This is a genomic window from Chitinophaga sp. (genome assembly GCF_036569125.1).
Lineage (GTDB): Bacteria > Bacteroidota > Bacteroidia > Chitinophagales > Chitinophagaceae > Chitinophaga.
This window is the reverse complement of the sequence record NZ_DATCRF010000798.1, coordinates 1-7,151: the sequence shown is the minus strand read 5'-3', so window position 1 is coordinate 7,151 and position 7,151 is coordinate 1. Positions and strand designations below refer to the sequence as shown.

Here is a 7,151-nt window from a genome sequence, read left to right as displayed (position 1 = left end):
GTGCTAAACCCTGGGGTACCGCACATGCCGTATTATGCGCCAAGAACGCCATTAACGAGCCTTTTGCCGTAATTAATGCAGATGATTTCTACGGCCGCGATGCTTTCCAGAAAGCAGCCGACTTCTTAAATAACAAATGCGCAGCAGATACCTATGCAGTAATAGGGTATGAGCTGGGTAAAACCGTGAGTGAGCATGGATCCGTATCCCGTGGCGTATGCGCAGCAGATGCTAATGGCAACCTCTCTGCCATCAACGAACGCACCAAGATCTATCCCGAAGGCGGCCAGATCGTATATGAAGAAGCGGACGGCTCCAAACACCCGCTGTCTCCTGATACCCCGGTATCCATGAACTTCTGGGGCTTCCATCCCTCCGTATTCGACCTGAGTGAAAAACAGTTCAAAGCCTTCCTGGATAAGAACATCAGCAATCCTAAGTCAGAGTTCTTCATTCCCATTGTAGTGGATCACTTTATCCAGAACAAGCTGGGCGTGGTAAATGTTATTCCTACCAGCTCTAAATGGTTTGGCGTAACCTATAAAGAAGATGCTCCCGGCGTACAGGAAAGCCTGAATGCACTGGTAGCTCAAGGAGAATATCCCAATAACTTATGGAAATAAGACCGCATGGCAGTATCCTGCAGGCCTTTAATATAGACAGCGCTGAAACAGAGATCAAAAAATTCGGCAGCGGTCATATTAACAATACCTTCCTGGTGCAAACCCGGAACGAAAGCCACCTGATACTGCAACGTATTAATACAGCCGTATTTAAGGAACCGGCGGCCATAGCGCTTAACCAGCGCATGGCCGCCGATTACCTGTCCCTGTACCACCCGGAGTACCTGTTTATAACACCGGTGCCCACGGTGGATGGTAAGGACCTGTTTGTGTTCAATGATGAATACTGGCGCGTAATACCCTTTATTGACGGCTCACTGACGGTGGATCAGGCCGATGATCCGGCGCAGGCCTTCCAGGCAGCGCAGCAGTTCGGCCGCCTGGCCCGTTACCTGGATGGTATTGATATGCAGGGTTTTAAGGCTACCATCCCCAACTTCCATAACTTAACCTTACGCTACAACGCTTTTGAAGAAGCAGTGCAAAATGCCGGCGCAGAGCGTAAAGCAGCCGCTGCGGACCTTATAAAGGCCTTTCTGCAGCATAAGGATATTGCCGCTACCTACGAGCGTTTAACCGGTAACCCGCAGTTCCCGGACCGTCTCATGCACCACGATACCAAGATCAATAATGTATTGCTGCAAAAGGGCACCTACAAAGGGCTGTGCGTGTGTGACCTGGATACCCTGATGCCCGGCAAGATCATTTCTGACCTGGGCGATATGGTGCGCACTTACGTATGCCCCGTATCTGAAGAGGAGCCGGATATCAGCCGCATCCGCATCCGCCAGGAATATTATCATGCCTTAATGGATGGTTATTTATCAGAAATAGGGGATGTGCTCACAGAAGTAGAAAAGGAGCACCTGTTCTATGCAGGCCCCTTTATGATCTATATGCAGGGCCTCCGCTTTTTAACGGATTATCTGAACGGGGATGTTTATTACCCCGTCAAATACCCGCAGCATAACTATAACCGGGCCATTAACCAGCTTACCTTACTGGAACGCTTACTGGAAAAAGAGGCCGTTTTGCAGGAAATTATCAGCACCTGCCTTGGAAAAGCAAGGAACGATATATAATATTCTTACTATTTTGATAGAAATCATCTAAAGTGCGAAGCAAAAATTTCAATATCTTCAAAAACAGGCCCCGTAGTTGCGAAACATCAAAATTTTTAGCTGATATTGTTTTTTCGTGCGTACTCTAATACATTTGTAGTCACAGTAAAATAAATGTGTCCCTCCATGTGGGTAAATAAAGACAATAATAAACTCAATCACATCGTACCGCAGCTCAACTGGGCTATTACGCTGGTCGTGATTGTCGTTGTCATTATAAGCCACCAGTATGGAGGATAGGTTGACGTGTATAATCACTACTAAGATATAGATCGCCTTCCTCCGCAAAGAGGAAGGCTTTTTTTTTGCCTAAAACAAATAGAACAGTAAAACAACAATCAATCAATCAGGAAGTATAATTCAAAATCATATGTACAGCTACTACAACGAGAACACCATTCTTTACTTTGACGGTGAGTACGCAAAAGCCGCTGAGGCTAAAATAGACCTGTATGGTCAGTCCCTGCACTACGGTTATGCAGTTTTTGAAGGCATCCGCGCCTACAAAACAGAAAAGGGGGAAGTGAAAATATTCAAAGCCGAAGAACACTTTGACCGGTTCAAGCGTTCCTGTGAGCTGATACACATTCCTTACAAGTACAACAACGAAGAGCTGATCAAGGCTTGTTACAAAGTGCTGGAATTAAACAACATGGAGGAAGCTTATATCCGCCCGCTGGTGTTTTGTCCGCCGAACATGACCCTGAAAGCCGCCAGCGAATCACACATTCTCATATGTGCGTGGGAGTGGGGAGCGTACCTGGGCGAAAAGCTGCTGCGCGTAATGACCTCCTCCTACCAACGCCCCAACCCCAAAGCCTTCCAGATCGAATCCAAATCAGCCGGTTTATATATCAACTCTATCCTGGCCTCTCAGGAAGCCAAGGAAAAAGGCTATGACGAAGCATTGCTGCTGGATATGAACGGTAATGTAGCAGAAGGCCCCGGCGCTAATATCTTCTTTGAAAAGAACGGAAAGCTCTATACACCTCCCAAAGGCCACATTCTGCCGGGCATTACCCGCGCCACAGTGATTGAGCTGTGCCATGAGCTGGGCATTCCCCTGGAAGAGAAATTATTCACCCTGGATGAGCTGAAACAGGCCGAAAGCGTGTTCTATTGCGGTACCGCAGCAGAAGTTATTGGCTGGGATTCCCTGGACGGACAATCCTTCTCCAAACCCTTCTCCGAATCACTGGGTAAAGTGTTACAGCAGGCTTACAAAGCCCGTGTGCTCGAAAAAGAATTCAAACGCGAAGCTAAAGTAGCGTAATAATATACCGGATCCGGGATGTGGATTCCCGTAATCCACATCCCGGTATTTCTTTGGAATCCGGAATTTCGCCTATACGATTTTCACTACAGTAAAGGGTTTGAGCCATAAAACCACAGATTTGAAGACCGGCTAACCTGTAATTGTTGGTTTGGCGCCTCCCACGAATACTAACTATTTTGTAGCCTCTTAAGTTCCGCTCTGGAGCGGGATACGGGGCTTATTTTTTCTTGTAAAACTGGAAACTTGGTAATTCAACGGCAATGGAACTGAATAAATATAGTAAAACGATCACGCAAGACCCTACGCAACCGGCCGCACAAGCCATGCTGTACGGGATAGGCTTAACAGAAGAAGATCTGAAAAAAGCGCAGGTAGGTGTGGTAAGCATGGGATATGATGGGAATACCTGTAACATGCACCTGAACGACCTGGCAAAGGAAGTAAAACAGGGCGTATGGGCGCAGAACCTGGTAGGCCTTACTTTTCATACGATAGGCGTAAGCGATGGTATCAGCAATGGTACCGAAGGTATGCGCTACTCGCTGGTAAGCCGCGATCTGATAGCAGATTCCATTGAAACCGTTTGCGGCGCACAGTATTATGATGCGCTGATCACTGTACCCGGCTGTGATAAGAACATGCCCGGCTCACTGATGGCCATGGGCCGTTTGAACCGCCCGGCCATTATGGTGTACGGCGGTACTATTGCCCCCGGTAAATACAAAGGCCAGGACCTGAACATTATCTCCGCTTTTGAAGCCCTGGGCCAGAAAATGGCCGGCCAGCTGGATGAAGCCGACTTTAAAGGCATTGTAAAAAATTCCTGCCCGGGCGCCGGCGCCTGTGGTGGTATGTATACCGCTAACACTATGTCCAGCGCAGCAGAAGCGCTGGGTATGAGCCTGCCCTACAGCTCCTCCAACCCTGCGCTTAGCAAGGAAAAGCATGAGGAATGTTTAGCAGCAGGCAAGTATATACGCTTATTGCTGGAACAGGATATTAAACCCCGCGATATTATGACGCGTGAAGCATTTGAAAATGCCATCACCGTTATTATAGCGCTGGGCGGCAGCACCAACGCAGTGCTGCACCTGATAGCCATTGCCCGCTCCGTAGGCATCATTATTACCCTGCAGGATTTCCAGGCCATCAGCGATAAAACGCCGCTGATAGCCGATCTGAAACCCAGCGGTAAATACATGATGGAAGACCTGCACAACATTGGCGGTGTACCATTGGTAATGAAATACCTGTTAAAACAGGGACGCCTGCACGGACATTGCCTTACCGTAACCGGTAAAACAATCGCAGAGAACCTGGAAAGCGTACCGGATATTGACTTTGAAAAACAGCAGATCATTTTCCCGCTGGATAAACCACTGAAAGCCACCGGCCACATACAGATACTGTATGGTAACCTGGCCGAGCAAGGCTCGGTAGCCAAGATCACCGGTAAGGAAGGCGAACGTTTCCGCGGCCCGGCCCGTGTATTTGACGGGGAGTTTGAGCTGATAGCCGGCATCCAGAGCGGACGTGTAAAATCAGGCGATGTGGTTGTGATACGCCAGGTAGGCCCCAAAGGCGCACCCGGTATGCCGGAAATGCTGAAACCCACCTCCGCCATTATGGGCACCGGTTTGGGTAAAAGCGTGGCGCTGATCACCGATGGCCGCTTCTCCGGCGGCACCCACGGCTTTGTGGTTGGGCATATTACGCCCGAAGCCTTTGAAGGCGGCACCATAGCCCTGGTAAAAGACGATGATATAATAGAAATAGACGCCGTTAGCAACAAGATACATGTTGAGGTAAGCGATGAAGAGCTGGCAGCCCGCAGGGCCCAGTGGAAACAACCCGCTTTAAAAGCCACTAACGGAATATTATTCAAATACGCAAAACTTGTAAAAAATGCAACAGAAGGATGTGTTACCGATGAAGGCTGAGCCGTCTGATAAACGGGTTACAGCCGCACCAGCGCCTGCACTGAACATTACCGGTGCAGAAGCGGTGATCCGCTCCCTTATTGCAGAAGGAGTGGAAACCATTTTCGGTTATCCTGGAGGTGCTATCATGCCTATCTATGATGCGCTGTACGATTTCCAGGACCAGGTACATCATATACTGGTCCGGCACGAACAGGGCGCTACCCATGCTGCGCAGGGGTTTGCGCGTACATCAGGTAAAGTAGGCGTGGTGTTTGCCACTTCAGGACCAGGCGCAACCAATCTGGTCACCGGCCTTGCAGATGCACATATGGATTCTACCCCCATGGTATGTATTACCGGCCAGGTAGGAGCCTCCTTACTGGGTACCGACGCTTTCCAGGAAACCGATGTAATAGGTATTACCATGCCTATCACAAAATGGAACATCCAGGTAACACGCGCAGAAGATATTCCCGGCGCCATTGCAAAAGCATTTTATATAGCCGCTAACGGCCGTCCCGGCCCGGTGCTGGTAGATATTACCAAGAATGCACAATTTGCCAAATTCGATTTCCAGTATAAGAAATGCGATTACATCCGCAGCTACCGCCCCGTGCCTGAATTACAGGCGGAGCAGGTAGAGGAAGCAGCCGCACTCATTAACAGCGCTAAACGTCCTTACATCCTGTGCGGGCATGGCGTGTTAATTGCCAATGCGGAAAAAGAGCTGATCGCCCTGGCCGAAAAAGCGCAGATCCCCATTGCATCTACATTACTGGGCCTCTCTGCCGTACCGGTAGATCATCCGCTGTATGTAGGTTACCTGGGTATGCACGGTAACTATGGCCCTAACATTAACACCAATGAGTGTGATGTATTGATAGCCGTAGGTATGCGCTTTGACGATCGTATAACCGGCGACGTTAATAGCTATGCCAGACAAGCCAAGGTGCTGCACATAGAAATTGATGCCGCAGAGATCAATAAGATCATTAAGGCCGATGTAGCTGTGCATGCCGATGCAAAGGCCGCATTAACCGCCCTGCTGCCGAAAGTGAAAGCGCAGAAGCACGATGAGTGGCTGCAAAGCTTCCGCGAAGCAGATAAAAAGGAAGAAGAAAAAGTAACGAAGAAAGAATTATATCCCACAGAAGGGCAGCTGAAAATGGCGGAAGTAATTCGCCTGATCTCTGAAAAAACCGGCGGCCATGCCGTACTGGTAACAGATGTAGGCCAGCACCAGATGGTGGCTTCCCGTTACTATGGCTTTAAAGATCCTAATACCAACATCACCTCCGGTGGTATGGGTACCATGGGTTTTGCCCTGCCGGCCTCTATGGGCGCCAAAATGGGCGCACCGGAAAAAGAGGTGGTAGCTATTATCGGCGATGGTTGTTTCCAGATGACCTTACAGGAGCTGGGCACTATTTACCAGTCGGAAATAGGCGTGAAGATCGTGATCCTGAACAACAACTTCCTGGGCATGGTACGCCAGTGGCAGCAGCTGTTCTTTGATAAGCGCTACTCTTCCACGGAAATGATCAACCCTGATTTTGTGCAGATAGCCAAAGGGTTTTACATTCCCGGCAGAAAGGTAACAGAGCGTGCTGATATTGGTGCAGCCATTGATGAAATGCTGAACCACAAAGGCGCTTACCTGCTGGAAGTAGTGGTGGAACAGGAAGACAATGTATTCCCGATGGTGCCTTCCGGCGCATCTATTGCAGATATCCGCCTGGAGTAGTACCGGTTCATCCATCACTTTTTCACCAACACATTTAAGACAATCATGCAAAAAGAATATACAGTAACGGTATATACGGAGGATCGTATCGGTATCACTAACCGTATCACCGTTATCTTCACCCGCCGCGGCATCAACATCACCAGCCTTACCACGGCTGAAACGGAAATACCCGGCGTATATAAGTTCATCATCACCGTATTGTCTGAACGCGAAAAGCTGGACAAGGTAGTGGGCCAGATAGAAAAGCTCATAGAGATACACCGTGCCTTTGTACATGAAGAGGATGAAGTGGTGTACCAGGAGCTGGCCTTGTATAAAATATCTACCAAATCGCTGCAAAATGGTAATATTGAGCAGCTGATCCGCGATAACCACGCCCGTATCCTCACTATCACCGAAGAGTATTTTGTGATAGAAAAAACAGGGCATCAACAGGAGCTGATAGATATGCTTAAGAAGCTG

Annotated in this window: 6 protein-coding genes; all 6 read left to right on the top strand. The window is 48.8% G+C overall.

All coding sequences use genetic code 11. The annotated features are described in order from the left end of the window. The coding region (locus VIM87_RS29345; protein ID WP_332000422.1) for a nucleotidyltransferase at positions 1 to 623 on the top strand (623 nt) is incomplete at its 5' end. After that, positions 614 to 1,705 carry an aminoglycoside phosphotransferase family protein gene (locus VIM87_RS29340; protein WP_332000421.1) on the top strand — a complete coding sequence of 364 codons (1,092 nt, stop codon included), beginning with the start codon at positions 614 to 616 and terminating at the stop codon, positions 1,703 to 1,705. The genes VIM87_RS29345 and VIM87_RS29340, both read left to right, overlap by 10 nt. Positions 1,706 to 2,114: 409 nt before the next feature. Then, complete coding sequence (locus VIM87_RS29335; RefSeq protein WP_332000420.1) at positions 2,115 to 3,017, top strand: branched-chain amino acid transaminase; 903 nt, start codon at positions 2,115 to 2,117, stop codon at positions 3,015 to 3,017. Between the two features lie 263 nt (positions 3,018 to 3,280). Further along, complete coding sequence (gene ilvD / locus VIM87_RS29330) at positions 3,281 to 4,960, top strand: dihydroxy-acid dehydratase (RefSeq protein WP_332000419.1); 1,680 nt, start codon at positions 3,281 to 3,283, stop codon at positions 4,958 to 4,960. After that, entirely contained in the window at positions 4,926 to 6,686 is a 1,761-nt protein-coding gene (ilvB, locus tag VIM87_RS29325) for a biosynthetic-type acetolactate synthase large subunit (RefSeq protein WP_332000418.1), read from the top strand. The genes ilvD and ilvB overlap by 35 nt, the downstream gene beginning before the upstream one ends. Before the next feature lie 45 nt (positions 6,687 to 6,731). Beyond that, on the top strand, positions 6,732 to 7,151 hold a 420-nt coding region (gene ilvN / locus VIM87_RS29320; RefSeq protein WP_332000417.1), incomplete at its 3' end, for an acetolactate synthase small subunit.

Coding starts and splice junctions, on each gene's coding strand:
- ilvD (WP_332000419.1), top strand. CDS start 3,281: ATGGAACTGAATAAATATAGTAAAACGATCACGCAAGACCCTACGCAA.
- ilvB (WP_332000418.1), top strand. CDS start 4,926: ATGCAACAGAAGGATGTGTTACCGATGAAGGCTGAGCCGTCTGATAAA.
- VIM87_RS29335 (WP_332000420.1), top strand. CDS start 2,115: ATGTACAGCTACTACAACGAGAACACCATTCTTTACTTTGACGGTGAG.
- VIM87_RS29340 (WP_332000421.1), top strand. CDS start 614: ATGGAAATAAGACCGCATGGCAGTATCCTGCAGGCCTTTAATATAGAC.